The sequence below is a fragment of the Pseudoalteromonas phenolica genome, assembly GCF_044788725.1.
GTDB lineage: Bacteria > Pseudomonadota > Gammaproteobacteria > Enterobacterales > Alteromonadaceae > Pseudoalteromonas > Pseudoalteromonas phenolica_C.
The window spans coordinates 1788755-1807655 of sequence record NZ_CP173161.1; the positions used below are offsets into that span (position 1 = coordinate 1788755).

The 18901-nt window shown below is 39.1% G+C and carries 9 protein-coding genes; 5 read left to right on the forward strand and 4 right to left on the reverse strand.

All coding sequences use genetic code 11. The features are described 5' to 3' along the window. Positions 1-13 precede the first annotated feature (13 nt). The 4 genes from ACH784_RS08215 (at position 14) to ACH784_RS08230 (ending at position 8523) form a co-directional block, all read left to right on the forward strand. Complete coding sequence (locus tag ACH784_RS08215; protein ID WP_404394931.1) at positions 14-4684, forward strand: ATP-binding protein; 4671 nt, start codon at positions 14-16, stop codon at positions 4682-4684. Positions 4685-4763: 79 nt separating this feature from the next. Further along, on the forward strand, positions 4764-5909 hold the full coding sequence (locus tag ACH784_RS08220; RefSeq protein ID WP_404394932.1) for an EAL domain-containing protein: 1146 nt from the start codon (positions 4764-4766) through the stop codon (positions 5907-5909). A 12-nt stretch (positions 5910-5921) separates the two neighbouring features. Beyond that, the gene (locus ACH784_RS08225) at positions 5922-7112 is read left to right on the forward strand and encodes a response regulator (protein ID WP_404394934.1); all 1191 of its coding nucleotides are present in this window, start codon (positions 5922-5924) and stop codon (positions 7110-7112) included. 121 nt (positions 7113-7233) lie between these two features. Then, a complete protein-coding gene (locus tag ACH784_RS08230; protein WP_404394936.1) occupies positions 7234-8523 on the forward strand; it encodes a diguanylate cyclase domain-containing protein in 1290 nt (429 codons plus the stop codon). A 307-nt stretch (positions 8524-8830) separates the two neighbouring features. On the opposite strand, the gene ACH784_RS08235 is transcribed toward ACH784_RS08230, so the two are convergent. Together ACH784_RS08235 and hutH are read right to left on the reverse strand one after the other, a co-directional pair. Further along, positions 8831-10840 (reverse strand): urocanate hydratase, encoded by a 2010-nt coding sequence (locus tag ACH784_RS08235; protein ID WP_404394937.1) that lies wholly within the window; start codon positions 10838-10840, stop codon positions 8831-8833. Between the two features lie 11 nt (positions 10841-10851). Next, positions 10852-12351 (reverse strand): histidine ammonia-lyase, encoded by a 1500-nt coding sequence (gene hutH, locus ACH784_RS08240; RefSeq protein WP_404394940.1) that lies wholly within the window; start codon positions 12349-12351, stop codon positions 10852-10854. Between the two features lie 126 nt (positions 12352-12477). On the opposite strand from hutH, the gene ACH784_RS08245 reads away from it, so the two are divergent. Then, positions 12478-13398: a LysR family transcriptional regulator gene (locus ACH784_RS08245; RefSeq protein WP_404394941.1), complete on the forward strand. Its 921-nt coding sequence runs from the start codon at positions 12478-12480 to the stop codon at positions 13396-13398. A gap of 222 nt (positions 13399-13620) precedes the next feature. Here the strand turns inward: ACH784_RS08245 and ACH784_RS08250 are convergent, their stop codons facing one another. Then, positions 13621-16437 carry a bifunctional aconitate hydratase 2/2-methylisocitrate dehydratase gene (locus tag ACH784_RS08250; RefSeq protein ID WP_404394942.1) on the reverse strand — a complete coding sequence of 939 codons (2817 nt, stop codon included), beginning with the start codon at positions 16435-16437 and terminating at the stop codon, positions 13621-13623. A 210-nt stretch (positions 16438-16647) separates the two neighbouring features. After that, on the reverse strand, positions 16648-18894 hold the full coding sequence (locus ACH784_RS08255) for an NAD(P)-binding protein (RefSeq protein WP_404394944.1): 2247 nt from the start codon (positions 18892-18894) through the stop codon (positions 16648-16650). Between the last annotated feature and the right edge of the window lie 7 nt (positions 18895-18901).

Here is an 18901-nt window from a genome sequence, read left to right on the forward strand (position 1 = left end):
TCTGGAGTTAAAGGTGAATTATTTCATAAAGTTCTCTTTGTATTTTTTGGCATCTGTACTATGTATTTCTGTTTTCTATGTAGAAATAAACAATTACAACCAACTCAAAGTTTTGAGTAAAAGTCTAGATCAATACAGTTTAAACCTTGAAGACGTAAAGCGTGTTAATAGTCTTATTTTTGCGTTACAACGAGAAAGAGGGATGTCGACAGGCTTAGTTGGATCTGATGATTATGCTAATCGATTAAAAAAATACTTAGATGAAACAAATGAAGCTTTAATTAGCATTAAAGTAGATACAAAAACAGAGCCCACTCGTGAACTCGCAACAAGAATTGAAAAAGACATTAGAGTACTGAGACAAGAAAACCAGCTAGATAACCAAACTAAAGAAAGTATATTTAAAAGCTACACTGTACTCATTGATTTGCTCTTAAAATATGTTCGATTAACTCAGGTTGAGCAAAATTACATCAACCAACAAAATTTAGGTCAAATATTGGCTATTAAAGATGTTTATTCCTTACTCCGGGCAATAGAGTTAGGAGGAAAGTTAAGAGCAAAGTTGTCAAGGTTCATAACATCAGAGCAGTTAGCAATTAAATCAGAAGCGCTCAGACATGCCCTGAAACTTCATTCGCATCACAATATTTTGCTTGATAAAGCGCTTGTTAAAGAAAGCTTACCCCCATATTCGATTAATAAAAAGCTATATATCGACAACTTATTAAACGCTTTTGCAAATGGGGAGGAGCCGCAAGAAACAAAGTTTAGCTGGTGGGATTCAAGTACAGCTTATCTAAATGAGTTAATTAAGCACAGTTATTCAGTGGTTGAAAGTATGGCGCAAGACACCAGTCTATTGGTTGAAGAATATCGCTATAGTTCACGGATTGCGTTAATTAAATCTGTGTTATCTGGATTTGGTTGTTTCATCGTGATTTGCTTAATAATACGTTTATTATCAAATGTGAAGTCACAATTATTAAATGCTCAGCTAGCATCTACGATCCAGCTGATCATCGTGTTTGTTGCAATTACTTCTGCTTTATTCGTTGAGCATTATGCTAGTCAAAGACAATTAAGGTATTTATCAGAGTTAGAAAGTCTCAGGCAATTAAATCATCAAGCAGTTGATAATATCGATGGGTTCAAACAGTTGTGGCGTGAACCAAAGGTTGAGATGTTACTTAAATCTTTAGCAACCAGAAATAACTCGAATTTTTTAGACGTTAAAGAAATGACACTCGATAAACCCATCGCCACAAAGTTTTTAAGTAAAGCTAATATAGCGAGTGTTATACAGTTAAATATAACTAAATTGCTTCAAGGTGGACTTATTTCGATGGCCATAGAAACACCTCACTATGGTGTTATCTATATTTTGGCAGGCGTTAAATTACAAGAGAAAGGTTTAAGTAACCAGCTTTTAGTTTATGAGATTAGTCTGAACCACTTAGTCTCAAAATCGAGTGATCATCAAATTGACGTAAGTAGTAAATCAGGAGCAGGCTACTTTATTCAAGATGACTTGTTATATTTCGAGCAGTTAGAAAAGTTAGGAGAAGACAAGAACGGCGATCACTCTAAGCTAATAAATGCTTTTGTTTGGGATCACGAACTAAACTTAGGTGCTTATGTTTTTACAAGCACTAAAGGAAAAGCAGAGCTGTTAAATACCATAGAAAGCAAGTTTATTTGGCAAATATTGTCATTATTTTTACTCTTCTTATTAGGCCTATATGTAAGCTACCGGTCTCAAGAGAAAAATAGAAAACAGTCATTACTGGTTTCTGACAGCATTAATTCTAGACAAGTATTTATGAACTCTTCAGAGAAATTGGCTTCTATTGGTAGTTTTGAAGTCGATATCAATTCTAAACAAGTCAATACATCAGAAGGTTTTAGAAATTTATTCAATTTACAGTTAGACAAAGAGTTTTTTAACTTCAAAATACTGCTTAAGCGCTTTGATAGGAAAGAACGAAAAAATATATTAGAAAGTGTACGCAAGTTAGCAGTTATAGACACAAGTAAATTACAAATAACTCTTAACGAAGTAACCCCCAGATACTTTACTTTAGTAATCAATATTAAATTCAATCAAAGTACTGAGACACATTCTATTATAGGGGTAGTTAAAGAAATTACTTTGCAAGTGAATGAAGCGGAAAAACAACAAAAAATTCAAAAAGAATTAGATTCAGCAAGAAAAGAAGCACTTAAAAGAATGAGTGAAGCTGAAGAAGAAAGAAGAGCGACGCAAAATCTATTATCAATTAAGCGCTCAACTGAAAAGCTATTACAAGAGGCGATTAACTCCTTCCCAGCTTCTATTATTTTGCTCGATAGCAATCACAAAATAGTGATGAAAAACCATTTCCCCGATCCTTTACAGAATGCTGGTCAAAATAATCATACCTTTATGGGGTGCGAAATTAATACAGGCGACAGTATTTATAGTTTTATTAATGGACTACCGCTTATTGAAAAAGACGAACTCATTGATATGCTAAATTGCTCGCTGCAATCGCAAGAGTACAGCATGCATTTAAAGTGTCGCTATGATGCTTATCATACTGAATTTTGGTTTGAGGTCTTGGTTAAGAATATTACGACTGATTCTGAAAAGTATTGTTTGCTTTATCAAACTAATGTCACAAAAGATATGAATTTTTCAGAAGAGCTACAAGTTGCGAAATTAAAAGCTGAGCAAGCAAATGAAGCTAAATCTCGCTTCTTAGCAACCATGAGTCATGAAATACGAACGCCGATGAATGGGGTAATCGGTATGCTTGATATTCTGTCTCAATCGAAGCTAGATCCTGACCAAATTCATTTAACTCAGGTAGCTAAAAGTTCAGCGCTCATTTTACTTAGGATCATTAATGACATCCTCGATTTCTCAAAGATTGAAGCAGGAAAAATGCAGTTAGAGCGCGTTAGCTTTAATTGGCTCGAGCTAATCACAGAGCTTGCCGAATTACTGGCATATCAAGCTAGCAGCAAAAAGCTTAAACTCGCATTCTACTTCTCAACTGAATTGTCTGTAAATCAGTTAGGTGATCCGATTCGAATTAGGCAAATTTTACTTAATCTTGTAGGTAACGCGCTTAAATTCACTAAAACAACTGCAACCCAATCTGGATTTGTCGAAGTGTCTATAGCAAAAAGTTCAAAAAGCGGTCACTACAGTATTCGAGTAAAAGACAATGGTAAAGGAATGACTAATGAGCAAGTCGATAAATTGTTTAATCCTTTTGAGCAAGCTGATAATAGTATTCAAAGAAAGTATGGTGGAACAGGTTTAGGTCTGTCTATCACAAGTAAACTTGTCGATATGATGAAAGGAGAAATTGAATGTCAAAGTTTGGAAGGCGTGGGATCAAATTTTGTAGTCAGGCTGCCATTAAGTGCGCCTTCTAGGCAAGGTGAACACTTATCATTTGTTAACAAAATCAAGGTGGCGGTTGTTGGGGATGAAGATAAATTTGAGTTGGATTTAATGCATCATTTAATGCTTGCAAATGCTGAGTGTGAAATCATTCCTAAAGACTTTTTTAATGCCCAATTGGTTGACAGTCAAAGCTTTGATTATTTAATTATCACAGCAGAATCATTTCAGCAGCTTTCTACAGAAGGTAGAGAAGTTTTTATTGATGACAGTGATTGCCATTACATTTTGTTGGATAACAATCAAGATAAGCTACCAAAACCATCGAGTGTAAATATCAGTAATTTACCTCTTTATCCTTATTATGCGTCAAAAATTATTTTACACATCGCTAAGCTAGAGCATTTAGTTGAGGGAGAATTAAATGAAGAGACTGAGACTATAACTCAAAGTAATGTCCCTAGTGTTAGACAAGCTGAAACGATAAATCAACTCATCTTGGTTGTAGAAGACAATGTTTATAATCAAGACCTATTTAAGCGTCAATTAGCTATGCTTGGTTTTCAATGTGTGATTGCTGATAACGGCAAAGTGGCACTAAAACTTATGGAGCAATTTAATTTCGCGCTCATTATCACAGACTGCCACATGCCAGAAATGGATGGGTATGAATTTACTAAGCAAGTGAGGACGCTTGAAGCTGAACACCAACTACCTGCCATGCCTATTATTGCTGCTACTGCAAATGCGTTAGATGGTGAAAAAGAAGCCTGTTTAGAAGTAGGGATGAATGATTATTTATCTAAGCCCGTCGTTTTACATGATTTAAGTAAGAAAATACGCCGTTGGCTAAAAGAGCAAAAAAGTGATGATAGTTCATTTACTGAAAAGCAAATAGAAGAATCACCAACCCAAGGAAGCAAAGAGAAACAATGCCCAATTTATTTTAGTTTTGAAGTACTCGCGCAGTTTGTTGGTACAGATACAAAACTACAACTTATGTTTTTAGAAAGCTTCATCAGTGATACAAAAAAACTTTTTAGCAGATTAGATACGACTGACACTGTGTTGTTAAAAGATATCGCTCATCAAGCGAAGACTTCAGCCAAAGCGATAGGCTGTATCCCGCTTGCTGATAAATTAATTGCACTAGAAGACGCCTGTGGATCTGACCAAGAGAATACTGAATCTAGTATTAAATCATTAGTATTTGAGTGTTTGACTATATTCAAAGAGGCAGAAGGTGAAATTGCTTCTATACTGAAAAATACTAACTTGGATCAGCAATAAGTGAGAGGTTATGCTAGATAATTCACCTCTAATTCTAGCAATAGATGACAGCCAACTAATTTTGACTCAACTAAAACTATTGATCGAAAATCAAACGCCTTGTCGCTTTATCGGTTTTGATTGTGGTTTTAAAGCGTTAGAAAGTGATGAGATTCACATGGCCTCACTTATTTTGTTAGATATGAATATGCCGTCAATAGATGGTGTTGAAATGTTTAGAAAACTCGGCGAACTTAACATTACTCAACCGCTAGCATTATTGAGCGGTGAAAATAGTTTGTTTTTAAAAAATGCAGCCTCGCTGGCTCAGATGCATGGTCTTACAATACTCGATTCAATTGAAAAACCTCTATCAGCAAATAAATTGACAAGCCTCTACAAATCATTGTGCGAAACCAGTAGGGCACAAAAACAGGATAATCAAACAAATCAATATTCGAACGAAGAGATTTTAAATGGACTTCAAAACGAAGAGTTTACAGGGCATTTACAACCAAAAGTGTGTTGTAAAACTGAAGAGATCCTAGGCGTTGAAGTACTTGCTCGTTGGATACATCCTACAGACGGCATTGTTTCACCTTTTTTCTTTATTGAGCTCCTGGAGAATTTGGGCAAAACCAGTTTGTTATCATCTCAACTTCTACTTCAAACTGTGCAGTTTTGGTCTCAGAACAAAAAAGCAGTTTCTCGAATACAATTTAGTATCAATATCAGCGCAAATGAACTTGAAGATGTCAATCTTCCTGAAAGGTTTTACACCATCTGTTCAGAGTATGGTATGCCGACTTCGTCCATTACGCTTGAAGTAACTGAAAGTAATGTAATTAATGATATAAAACACTCTTTAGACGTGTTACTTCGATTGAAGTTAAAAGGTTTTAAACTCTCAATAGATGATTTTGGTACTGGCTATTCATCTATGAAGCAGTTAAATGAACTGCCATTTGATGAGCTAAAGATAGATAGATGTTTTGTTGATGGTTGCTCTCAAGATGCAAGCAAAAAAATTATCGTATCTAGTACCTGTGAAATGGCAAATAAACTCGGACTCGAAGTCGTAGCTGAGGGAGTGGAAGAATTAGCTGATTTAAATGTTGTTAGGCAATTAGGTGTGAAATCGGTGCAGGGGTTTTACTATTTTAAGCCTTGCTCTCAACAAGACTTTTTGACGGTAATATCAAAAAACACAGCTGACATTAACCGAAAGATAATTAAATCTAAATAAAGAGAGTTTTTAATGAGCAATGCGGTTGACCATGCACAAAGACGCCCAAAAGTAATCGTATTGTGTGATGAACCTTCTGAGCTTGTTGGTGTTATAGAGATATTATCGTCACAAGTGAATGAGTTTCGTACATTAACTTATCAACAAGATGCAGAAGAAGTCATTGTTAAAACTCAGCCTAGCATCATTATTATTGCACGTGAAACTGTTGCTAAAAGCATTGAAAGCTATAAAGCATTTGCCCAAGCAGAAATTTTAAACTATCCGCACGAAAATATTCTTCTGTGTGAAAATAAAGAATCTGGAATTGCATTTAGGTGTTGTACAAAAGGTTTATTTAATGATTATTTTATTTATAAACCAATGTACGAAAACTATAGATTCAAAATGATATTGCACAATGCGCTTAATCGAACAAACGATGTATCTGATATATATAAACTTAGAGAAGAGCACTTTGGGCGAATTGATGAAAAGTTAAAGGCATTGATTGATGATGCTGCTGATTATCATACGAAGGCAACAGATACACTTGAAAATGCCAGAAAGTCATTAGATGAACAAAAAGGGTTAAATCAAATTCAAGATCAATTACTGTCTGAATTGAAAAATGCCCATATAACACCACTAATTGACTCATTAGAGAGCCAGTTAAAAGAAAGCATAGATGTTTTACAAACTAGGCTCAAAGATAAAAGATTCTCAATCGCAGAACTTGCAGCACTATTAACTGAAAATGATGTGTCCAAACCTGCACAACAAATTAAAGCTGAGCAACAAGCAAGAAAGCATGAAGATAATTTTGTTGCTAATCAGCAAACAGAAGACAAACATCCAGTAAAAGTATTGGTTGTTGAAGATAATGAATTTTACAGAGAGATGGTATCACGAGTTTTAATCGATGAAGGGTACCAAGTTACAAGTGTTGGTACAGGTTTAGAAGCAATAAAACTATTGAAAAAACAAAAGTTCTCAGTCGTTCTACTCGATCTATTTATGCCAGAACTAGATGGTTATAACACAACGAAAAACTTGAGAAACATTCCACATTGCAAAAATTTACCAATAATTGCGATAAGCGGTAATAAAAACAAAGATATTATTCGTAAATGGGCGACTCTAGGTTTAACGGGTTATATCACGAAACCTTCAACAAAATCATCTCTTCTTAAAGCGGTCGATAAAGCGTTGAATAATGGTTAAGCAATTGTAATTTGGACATATTTGTTTAGCTGCATAGCATTTTATGTTTCGCGATTATTAGCTGAAATCCCAAAAAATTATCTGTAATATGATTTTATGAAAATTTATCTAGAGTCCACTCGTGTACCAAGAAGTTGCTGTAGACCATTTACCGGTCATTACCTCATCTAACGAGCTAAATGCTTTTGACTATTCTCCGGATATCATTTGGGTTTTTGATTTAGACCGCCATGGCTTTTGGTGGGGTAATAAGCACGCACTGAATTTTTGGGGTCTAACTGACGTTCAGCAATTGATTGATAAAGATTTGTCTGGTGATACTGAAGGTGCCCGCAAGCGAACAGAGCAAACATTTGTAAAAGCAGCACAAGAAGGGCTAACAAAAGACCCTTGGACAACATATCCAAATGGCCAGCCAAAACTCATGCTTATGCGCCACGTTGCGGTTTTACTTGGTCCAGAAAAGCACCGCGGGATTATCGCTTTTATCAGTGAGCAGATGGATACCAGTAGCCAGCCTGAAAACTTACTCTTTGCTGAAGCGATGCGATATACCACTGTAGCGGTAAGTTGCTACGACATGGATGGCAAACGACTTTTTGAAAACCCAGCTTTTACTGATTGGTATAGCAACATAGATACAGTCGCCAATCACAGTGATTTTGAAACTCGGTTTAAAGAACAATCAGAAGCAAAAGCTCGTTTAACTGCTTCTCAGAACCAAAAAGCTGGGTGTGAAGAGCATCTTATGCAGACTAACAATGGGTTGCAGCGTCACACCGTGGACATCCGTATAAGTCGACACCCACTCACTGGTGATTTTGTATTTCTAGTGACTGAATATGATGTCACCGAGTTACACGATACGATTCAAGAGCTAAAGAAAACCAAAAATGAGCTTAAAAAAATAGCGCATTATGACCCATTAACCAAGCTACCCTCAGTTTGGCTTACCAAAGAGCGTCTTTCATCTTCGCTCAAGCAAGTAAAGCGAACAAAAAAAGAGTTAGCAGTGATGTTCCTAGATTTAGATGGTTTTAAGCAAGTTAACGACACATATGGTCATGGTGTTGGTGATGAATTACTTAAACAAGTTGCGACTAGGTTAAATAAGATTTTTAGAGAATCAGATACAGTGGGCCGACTAGGTGGAGATGAGTTTTTAATTTGCTTACCTAACCTCGAAAATAAGAAAAGTGCAGTGAACTTAGCGCAAAAGGCCGTAATTGAGATAGCAAAAAGCTATCAAGTTGAAGACAGCGAAGGTAAGTTAAATAAGGTAAATATTAGCGCGAGTTTAGGCATAGCTTATTACAGTGACAATAACCATAGCTTAGAAACATTGATTCGATGTGCAGATGAAAAAATGTATCAAGCGAAGAAAAGCGGCAAAAATCGTATTGAAGTGTAAATTCGAAATTTCAGTTTTACAAATCTCAATAATTCTCAGTCATTATGACGGACTAAAAATGACACTAGCTTCATTTACAATTTCTTATTTAAAACTGCTAGGATGCAGAAGGTAGAGCAATGCAGGAATAATTGCCGAGAACAATTAAACAGCAAAATTTTCGGTGCTACCAACAAGGTTTTCTTGCCTCAAAATCGATCACTTACTTAAGCTGATTGTTGAAAGAGAATTGGTATAAGAGGGTTGTTATATAAAAAAGCCGTTTCATATTTTGAAACGGCCTTTCGAATAGAAAGTATTAGTTAAACTAAAAGTCTAGCTTATTTAAAATATCGTCTTCGACATTTTGTGAAAGCGTTACTTTAAGCTTAGGAGTGCGTTCCATTTCGCGTTTGATTGCAAAATTAGCTTCTTCGTTGCGCGCCCAGCTGCGACGTGCAATACCGTTGTTTACATCAAACAGTAGCATAGACTTAAGACGACGCTCAGCATCGTCACTACCGTCAAGTAGCATACCGAAACCGCCGTTGATCACTTCGCCCCAGCCAACGCCACCACCATTGTGGATAGACACCCAAGTTGCACCACGGAAACCATCACCAATTACGTTGTGAATAGCCATATCTGCTGTAAAACGGCTACCATCGTAAATGTTTGACGTTTCACGGAATGGTGAATCTGTGCCTGATACATCGTGGTGGTCACGACCAAGTACCACTGGGCCAATTTCACCGCGCGCAATGGCATCGTTAAAGGCATTTGCAATCTTAATACGACCTTCCGAGTCAGCATAAAGAATACGCGCTTGTGAACCAACCACTAGCTTGTTTTCTTTCGCGTCTTTGATCCAAGTGATGTTGTCTTGCATCTGCTGTTGAATTTCTTCAGGCGAGTTCGCCATAATTTCTTCAAGCACTTTTGCTGCAATTGCATCGGTTTTATCTAAATCTTCTGGGCTACCAGAAGTACACACCCAGCGGAATGGACCAAAGCCATAGTCAAAACACATTGGGCCAAGAATATCTTGTACATAAGACGGGTATTTGAAATCGATGCCGTTTTCAGCCATGACATCACCGCCCGCACGTGATGCTTCAAGTAAAAACGCATTACCATAGTCAAAGAAGTAGGTGCCTTTTGCTGTGTGCTTGTTTACCGCATCAGCATGGCGTTTAAGCGTTGCTTGTACTTTTTCTTTAAATACTTCTGGCTCTTCACGAATTAAACGGTTTGATTCTTCATAGCTGATATCAACCGGGTAGTAACCGCCTGACCAAGGGTTATGAAGTGACGTTTGGTCTGAACCTAAGTGAATGAAAATATCTTCAGCTAAGAAGCTTTCCCATACATCAACAACGTTACCAATAAACGCAATCGACACCACTTCTTCGTTTTCTTGTGCTTTACGTACACGGGCAACTAGATCTGGCATATTATCTACCAGTTCATCTACCCAACCTTGTTGGTGACGCTTAATCGCCGCTTTCGGGTTCACCTCAGCACATACAGTTATACAGTTAGCAATGTTACCCGCTTTAGGCTGAGCACCACTCATTCCTCCAAGACCGGCTGTTAAGAAGATCTTGCCTTTTGGTGATTCACCTTTATTGAGTACTTTACGGAATGCGTTCATAACCGTAATGGTTGTACCGTGAACAATACCTTGCGGGCCAATGTACATAAATGAGCCTGCTGTCATTTGGCCATATTGCGTTACACCTAGCGCATTGAATTTTTCCCAGTCATCCGGCTTTGAATAGTTCGGGATCATCATACCGTTGGTTACAACTACACGCGGCGCATCTTTAGAAGATGGGAATAATCCCATTGGGTGACCAGAGTACATGTGTAGCGTTTGGTCTTCTTCCATTTCGCTAAGGTATTTCATGGCAAGTAGGTATTGTGCCCAGTTTTGGAATACCGCACCATTACCACCGTAAGTGATAAGTTCCTCTGGGTGCTGTGCTACTGCTGGATCAAGGTTGTTGTCGATCATGAGCATGATCGCCGCAGCTTGCTCGCATTTTGCAGGGTAATCAGAGATTGAGCGTGCTTTTAGCTCATAGTTTGGCTTAAAGCGGTACATATAAATACGGCCAAAATCTTTAAGCTCTTGTGCAAATTCAACAGCGAGTTCCGCATGCCACTCTTTCGGGAAATAACGTAGCGCATTACGCACCGCGAGCTGCTTTTCTTCTACCGATAAAATATCTTTACGCTTAGGCGCGCGGTTAGCGCCTGCAGGATATGCTTTCGGTGCAGGTAATTCGCTAGGGATACCTTGCTTGATGATATTCTGAAATTCTTGTACGTTCATGTCAGTTATCCTTAGTTCAGCGTAACAGTGAATGCCTGAGATTTAACAAACTCAACCATGGCATCAATGTCAGGCTTTAATAGTCTGTCTTCTTCTAATTTCGCAACCTTAGTACGAATGAGCGCATGATTTTGTTCTATGATATCTGAACACGTATTAGGGCGTCTAAAGTCAACGGCTTGTGCTGCGTACATTAACTCAATTGCGAAGATTTTCTCAAGATTACCAAGAATCTGGTTAAGTTTACGGCCCGAAATACTGCCCATAGACACGTGATCTTCCTGACCCATAGAAGTAGGTACACTGTCAGCTGACGGTGGGAAACACAGTGATTTGTTTTCTGTCACAAGTGCCGCGGTGGTGTATTGTGGGATCATCATGCCTGAGTTTAGGCCGCCTGATGTAGTCAGTAGGCGCGGTAGGCCGTGTAAGCCTTCAAGTAATAAATAACAGCGACGGTCTGAAATGTTACCCAGTTCAGCAGCGGCAATTGATGCATAATCAAGTGCCATTGCCAGCGGTTGACCGTGGAAACTACCGCCTGAAATCGCTTCTTCCTCACTAATAACAATTGGGTTATCCGTGACCGAGTTCATTTCAATTTCAACAAGTTCTTTTAAGTGGTTGTAAGCGTTGCGTGATGCACCGTGCACCTGCGGAATACAACGCAATGAATATGGGTCTTGAACGCGGTCGCAGTCAGTGTGATCTGCCATATTTTGCGAATCTTTAAATAGACGACGCATGCGCGTTGCGACTTCAACATTGCCAGCAAAGGCACGAATTGCATGTAGCTCTTCTCTAAATGGCGATTGGCTACCTTGCATACCTTCAATACTCATTGCACCTGCAACATCGGCAAGGTCAAGTAGGTAACGCATCTTAGTTAGGCCAGTAATACCATGGGATAAAATAAACTGGGTACCGTTAATTAGCGCTAAACCTTCTTTAGCATGAAGATCCATTGGCTCTAAACCATTGTCAGCTAGGGCTTTTGCCGCAGGCACAATGTCATCACCAACCCAAAACTCGCCTTCACCTAAAAGTGGTAAGAATAAGTGTGATAATGGTGCTAAATCGCCCGATGCACCCACCGAGCCTTGCTCCGGTACGACTGGAATTAAATCAAGCTCAATAAACTTAAGCATACGTTCAACAGTTTCAAGGCGAATACCCGAGAAACCTTGGCTTAACGCATGTACTTTGGTGATAAGCATTAATTTAGAGATAGATTTAGCAATTGGATTACCAACACCCACAGCGTGAGTGATCAGCAGATTTTTTTGTAATAGGTTTGTTTCTGCAGGGGTGATTTGCGTATCACACAGTGGACCAAAGCCGGTGTTAATACCATAAACAGTTTTGTCAGATGCGGCCATTTTGTCAACGCGTTGACGGCTTGTATTAATTTTATTGATAGCTTCACTTGTTAAAACAGCTTCAACTGAACCATTTGCAATACCATTTACAGTATCAAGATCTAGACGGTCTACACCATATCTAAACGTCATCTTGTTCTCCAAAATAATTGAGTTCTTATATTTATGGTGCACATACTAACGAGTAGATGAAGTTTTATAAATTACATATAATCGATGTTTATTCCGATTTTATCAAACTTATAAAGTGGCTTATTAATGCAAATACATGATGTAGATCTCAGATTACTTAGAATATTTGTGGCAATTGTGGAGTGTGGTGGTCTTTCTGCAGCAGAATCACGGTTAAATATAGGGCGTTCCACTATTAGTTCGCATTTATCGGACTTAGAAGTGCGTTTAGGTATTAAGCTATGCAAACGAGGGCGAAGTGGCTTTGAGCTAACGGAGCCTGGAAGAGTCACTTATCAAGCATCCTTAGAACTCTTGCAGCAATGTGAAGCATTTGCAAATACAGTAGCGAGTTCTAAAAATGAGTTATCGGGTAGGGTAAGTATCGCGGTGATTGATACTATGGTGAGTGACCCGCGTTGTGGCGTATCTAAAGCGATTGCAGCACTTAGAAAAAAGAGTAAAAACATTCAGTTTGATATCAATGTCTGCGAGGCGAGAGAAGTCGAAACCTCAGTCATAAACGGGCGCTCTCTAATTGGTTTAGGCGTGAGTCGTCACCATATCAGAGGGCTTGAGTATTTGGCCCTTCATAATGAAAACAACTACCTATATTGTGGTGTGAGTCACCCAATTTTTAACGCTGCTAAACAAGATATTGATGTACTTTTGAAAAAAGCTGAAGTGATTACTTCAAACTATATGCGCGATAAAGAAGTTCGAAATGACGATTTAAATTATAAAAACTCTGCGACAGCCTATCATGATGAAGGCATTGCTCATTTGATTTTATCAGGAGAATTCATCGGGTACTTACCCGAACATTATGCAAGTTACTGGGTTGAAAAAGGGCTTATGAAAGTAATCAAATCTGATACTTATTTTTATCAAATCCCAGTGTCTATGATAACTTCAAAAACCAATCAATCATCACCACTTGCTATGGCGATTATTGAAGAAATTAAACGAAGTCATTTACCGAATACATTTAATACCAATCCTCAATAATACTTAATCCTTTTGAAGGACTAAAACTGACGTTAGCTTCGTTGAAAGTTTCTTATCTAGAACAACTAAATAGCAAAATTTTCGCCTCGCTACCGACAGGTTTTACTTGCTTCAAAATAGATCACTTACTTAAGCGTATTGGTATTAAAATAAAATTCAAAGCAATAAAAAGCGCGGTAAGTAAAACTTACCGCGCTTTAGTATTAAAGAAGTTTAACCTAATTAAGCTTCAACAACTTTTACAGGTACCGCTTTTTCAGAACCAAACTTAGTAGTTAGCTCTTCTTCAAGTGGCGTAAATGCTGTTAGGTCAATGCCTTCAACTGCAGCTGAGTATTCAGCCATAGTAGGGAAGCGACCTAGAATAGTAGAAAGTACTACTAATGGTGTTGAACCAAGTAGTGATTCACCTTTCTTCTCTGCAGTATCTGCTACAACACGGCCTTGGAATAGACGTGTAGAGGTTGCGATTACAGTGTCACCTGGTTCTGCTTTTTCTTGGTTACCCATACATAGGTTACATCCAGGGCGCTCTAGATATAGGATGTTTTCGTACTTAGTACGTGCTGCAGTTTTTGGATTTGCATCATCAAACTCAAAGCCAGCGTACTTAGCTAGAATTTCCCAATCACCTTCAGCTTTAAGCTCATCAACGATGTTGTACGTTGGTGGAGCAACAACTAGAGGTGCTTTGAACTCGATAGAACCGTTTTGTTTCTCTAGGTTACGCAGCATTTGCGCAATGATCTGCATGTCACCTTTGTGAACCATACAAGAACCAACGAAACCAAGATCTACAGGCTTACCATCGTAGAAAGATACTGGACGAATTACATCGTGCGTGTAACGACGAGAAACGTCTTCGTTGTTTACGTCTGGGTCAGCAATCATTGGCTCAACGATTTCGTCAAGGTTAACAACTACTTCAGCGTAGTACTTAGCATTGTCATCTGGTGCAAGCGCTGGTTGCTCACCAGACTTGATACCTGCGATACGCTCGTCAGCTAAGTCGATAAGACCTTGAAGCGTCTTAGCTTCATTTTCCATACCCTTGTTGATCATGATCTGGATACGGCTCTTAGCTAGTTCGATTGACTTGATTAGCGTTTCGTCGTTTGAAATACAGATTGAAGCTTTTGCTTTCATTTCTGCAGTCCAGTCAGTGAATGTGAACGCTTGGTCAGCCATTAATGTACCGATGTGAACTTCGATAATACGACCTTGGAACACGTTCTCACCGCCAAATTGCTTAAGCATTTGCGCTTGCGTTGCGTGTACTACGTCACGGAAGTCCATGTGCTTAGCCATTTTGCCTTTAAACGTTACTTTAACAGAATCAGGAATTGGCATTGCCGATTCACCTGTTGCTAAAGCAAGTGCAACAGTACCAGAGTCAGCACCGAATGCTACGCCTTTAGACATACGCGTGTGAGAGTCACCACCGATGATGATTGCACGGTCGTCCACAGTAATATCGTTTAATACTTTGTGGATTACGTCAGTCATTGAATGGTAAACGCCTTTTGGATCACGTGCAGTGATAAGGCCAAACTTGTTCATGAACGCCATTAGTTTTGGAATGTTAGCCTGTGCTTTTGAATCCCAAACTGATGCAGTGTGACAACCAGACTGGTATGCACCATCAACAAGTGGAGAAATCGTTGAAGCAGCCATCGCTTCAAGTTCCTGACAAGTCATAGGACCAGTTGTATCTTGAGAACCGACGATATTAACTTTAACACGTACGTTTGAACCAGCGTGAAGTGGTGTTTCAGACTGTACGCCAACTGCATTACGGTTAAAGATTTTCTCAACAGCAGTTAGACCTTGACCTTCATGAGAGATTTCTTTTGAAGGCGCATAAACAGCTGGTGCTTCAACACCTAATGTTTCAGCAGCAAGTGTTTGTAGTTTCTTACCGAATACAACTGCGTAAGAACCGCCAGCACGCATGAATTCAACTTTCTGTGGAGTGAAAGCAGAAGACACATCAACTAGCTCTTTGTCGCCGTTGTAAAGCTTTTTAGCTTTAGTATCGATTGTTAATACTGTACCTGTCGCTACAGAGTATGCTTCTTCTAGAACTGGGTCGCCATTAGCGTCAGTCACTACGTTACCGTTTTCGTCAATTTTCTTAACCCAGTTTTTAAGGTCAAGACCAATACCACCTGTTACATCAACCGTTGTAAGGAAAATAGGTGCGATACCGTTAGTACCAGCAACAACTGGTGCAATGTTGATGAATGGAACATACGGGCTTGCTTGCTCACCTGCCCAAAGTGCAACGTTGTTCACACCAGACATACGTGAAGAACCAACACCCATAGTACCTTTTTCAGCGATAAGCATCACTTTCGCATTAGGGTGCTTTTCTTTAAGCGCTACGATTTCTTGTTGCGCTTCAGGTGTGATCATACATTGGCCGTGAAGTTCACGGTCAGCACGTGAGTGTGCTTGGTTACCAGGAGAAAGTAAGTCAGTAGAGATGTCACCTTCACCTGCAATGTAAGTTACAACTTCAATCTTTTCTGGAATGTTAGGAAGCTTAGTGAAGAACTCTGCATTGGCATAGCTTTCAAGAATTTCTTTAGCAACTGCATTACCAGCTTTAAACGCGTCTTGTAAACGTGTTGTGTCAGCATCGTATAGGAATACTTGAGTTTTAAGTACATCAGCAGCTTGCTTTGCAACTGCTTCGTCGTTGCCAAGTGCTAGGTCAAGTAGTACAGCGATTGATGGACCACCTTTCATGTGTGAAAGTAGTTCAAATGCAAAATCAGCTGTGATTTCAGCTACTGTCTCTTCACCTAGAATGATTTCTTTTAAGAATTGTGCTTTAACAGCTGCTGCAGGCGTTGTGCCTGGCAATGTGTTGTAGATGAAGAAGTTTAAAGAATCTTCACGGTGCTCGTTAGTTGTATCTTTGATTTGAGCAATGATTTCAGATAGAAGCTCTGCGCTGTCGATTGGTTTTGGGCTAAGTCCAAGTTCCGCTTTACGCGTTTGGATCTCTTCCATGTATTCTGTATACAAACTCATAGAAAACTCTCGGTGTTTTTACTTGATACGAAGTGAGTAACCGACTATCGGGTTACTCAACGAAAATGCTCATTAAAGCCAGAAATAAATATAGCTGACTTTTTGTATGATATTTTTAATCTATCAATTACTTGCTCCGCAATTCTATCGCAAATACATAATAATTTACATCAATGATAAAAATAGTTGCTATAAATATGCTAAATAAAGCTATGCACCATCGGGTTCGAAACCATGTTCGCCACTGATTTGTTTGGGTAAACCGCAAAGTGCTCGTGAGGTTTGCATGCCAGCCATTACTGCAGCTTCAACACAGCCTGCATTTACACCGGTTTTTATCCAATCGCCAGTTATAAACAAATTACTGAAAATGGTGCCATCGGTAGTAAGTCGGTATTGACTGCTATTAGTGACTGACAACACATACCGCTCTGATGGGTCCACGTTTACCCGCCAATATTGGTCATTGAATCGCTCTATTCCATTTGTATTACTAGGAGAGTAAAGCACATTCCAGTTAAATTCATCACCATGATAGGCTTCAGGCCATAACGGCTGCATTTCTTTGCTGAGCTTCTCAAGCGCATTTTGTTTAACAATGGCTTTTTGTTGAGCGGGGAAGGTGTGCTCATCTTTGTCCGGATAATCATCACAGGTATAGGCGCTGCAAAAATAAGCCAGATTAATAGGGGGGCTATCAAGGGGCCAATCTTCTTTATCGAGCAAATTAGACATAGCAGCCCAAGTATCAAATGGTTGAGAAAATGCACTCAGAATAGGGCGCTCTTGGCTTTGTGGAATGTAGTTAAAGCCAAGTTGCTCATCCGTCTTATTCATCCAAACTTGAAATGCTTGCGTGGCGACCGCTTTGACCTCAGTGGCTTGTTGTTTAAATTTACTATCTAGCGCTATTAATTCAGGACATATATGTTCAATAGACGCGACAGATATACCAAATATGACTTTGTCGAAATCTTGCCCTTGTTTTAAGGTTTTTCGAGGTAGAGGTTCACCAAATTCACTTTTATAAATGTCAGGCCAGTCACTCCAAAACGATTCAAGATTAATGTTGTTATCTTTTAATAATGCCGCTTGTGTATCATCAATTTGATCATAAAGCGGGGTGGAGGGCCAGCAAGGAAGGCCCTTTACGTTTACTAAAGGTCGGTACTCTTGGTTTTTTAGTTTAACTTGTTGTGTTAATACAATTTCGTCGACGAGATTGACTGAGGTACTGTTTGTTGCTGGAGTTAAAGCTTCAACTTGGTGGAAAAACTCGAACTTTACTCCCCGTTGTTTTAATAATTCATAAATGGGCGAGAAAATCACATCGCCCATTCCTGCTTGCATTTTCCACATCACGCCACCGTGGTAACAAAGCATAATGCGCAACATGGCAAGACTGGCAACACCGGCTTCAACATCGCCTTTGCTGAAATCACCATCGACATAGCCAAACACCAGATCGTAAAAGCCACGAACGGGTGCAGACTCCACACTGTATTGCTCGTTTGCGCCGTTCTTTTTAAGCCACTGTTTAAAATCAATGTTATTGATTGCTCCAAACCCTTTAGAAAACACTTTATCTTTTATAAGGCCCGTTGCCATGGCAATACCCAGATCGGCACAAATATATGCACGACGAATAACTGGGTTATCATCAAGTAAGTCGAGTGCTTCGCTGTTTAACCAGCGTTTTAATTTACGTACCAGATACCACACCACTAATCTGTCTTTTGGATTTTGTAGGTTTTTATCATCAGAGCGCAGTGATATTAAGCGGGTGAGTTGCTGTGAGAGCAGTTTAGGCGAAGACCAGATCTCTTTTAAATCGTCTTTTGTCGAATCAAAAAATTCACTGACTTCGTCTTCAATGTCATCAAAGGCATCAGTTATTTGCTCGGCAAGGTAACTTAATAAATGGCGGTCACGTTTCTTTTTGGTTTGTAACTGGGTTTGTTTATTTGCTTTAGCTACTTCGTCTTCTAAGGTGTCGATAAATTTTTTAAGCCAAGCAGCAAGCATTTCGAGTAATTGCCAAAAATGTAAATCGAGGGTGCCCTCGGCGGGATTACCTTCAATAAGCGGAAAATCGACAGGCCAAGTTTGCCATTGGTTTTCAATTAACTCTTGCAGTACCACAAAACTATGGGGTTTAAAGGCTTCTTGCCAGGTACTCAAGGGCATGTTGTCAGGTCGATTTAATGCATTGTAAACGTTTTCGATAGCGCGAAACGAGTTTACATAAGCGCCAAACCACACGTGTAAACCATGCTCTTCAATTCTTTGCCCAAATTCTGGGTTTCTTCCACTGGCACCTTTACCACCTAAGCGCCAACCTAGTTGATAAACCGTAATGTCATATTTATCTTGCCAGTTTTCAGCTTGTGTTAAATAAACCGCTGAGGTCATTGCGGCTACGCCACCGCCTAAAATAACAATCTTTTCCTTAGCCATATTTAGC

Excerpts from the sequence above, each read along its gene's own strand:
- ACH784_RS08235 (WP_404394937.1), bottom strand. The coding sequence starts at position 10,840 with ATGAACGTACAAGAATTTCAGAATATCATCAAGCAAGGTATCCCTAGC.
- ACH784_RS08225 (WP_404394934.1), top strand. The coding sequence starts at position 5,922 with ATGAGCAATGCGGTTGACCATGCACAAAGACGCCCAAAAGTAATCGTA.
- hutH (WP_404394940.1), bottom strand. The coding sequence starts at position 12,351 with ATGACGTTTAGATATGGTGTAGACCGTCTAGATCTTGATACTGTAAAT.
- ACH784_RS08255 (WP_404394944.1), bottom strand. The coding sequence starts at position 18,894 with ATGGCTAAGGAAAAGATTGTTATTTTAGGCGGTGGCGTAGCCGCAATG.
- ACH784_RS08245 (WP_404394941.1), top strand. The coding sequence starts at position 12,478 with ATGCAAATACATGATGTAGATCTCAGATTACTTAGAATATTTGTGGCA.
- ACH784_RS08250 (WP_404394942.1), bottom strand. The coding sequence starts at position 16,437 with ATGAGTTTGTATACAGAATACATGGAAGAGATCCAAACGCGTAAAGCG.